Source organism: Pseudomonas sp. IT-232MI5, assembly GCF_949767845.1.
Lineage (GTDB): Bacteria > Pseudomonadota > Gammaproteobacteria > Pseudomonadales > Pseudomonadaceae > Aquipseudomonas.
In genome coordinates, this window is the sequence record NZ_CATKQE010000041.1 from 1 (window position 1) to 362 (window position 362).

1 protein-coding gene is annotated in these 362 nt (G+C 60.2%); it reads right to left on the reverse strand.

The annotated features are described in order from the left end of the window. A partial coding sequence (locus ACM6JQ_RS18440) for a hypothetical protein (protein ID WP_414894463.1) occupies window positions 1-362 on the reverse strand: 362 nt, incomplete at both ends.

Genomic DNA, 362 nt, shown 5'->3' on the forward strand with positions numbered 1-362 from the left:
ACAACCGACCTTCGGCGTCTCGCTCGAAACGCTCTTCGGTCTTGTCCGGGTGCTTGATCAGCACCGGTTGGCCGGCCTTGTATTGGTATTCGGTGGCGTTGCCGGCAGCGTCGGTGAAGCAGATCATCTGCCCCAGTTCGTTGTACTCCCACGCGCTGGTTTTGCCCGAGCAATCGACGTACTCGACCAGTTGTCCGGCGTCGTTGTAGTCGAGGGTTTTTTCGTTGCCGTTGGCGTCCTTGATCGCGGTGGGCTGGCCGGATTTGTTGTAGGCGTATTCGGTTTTGTTGCCCAGCGGATCGAGCGCTTCGACCAAGTTGCCTTGGTCGTCATAGGCGCGCTGCCACTGACCGCCCTCGGCG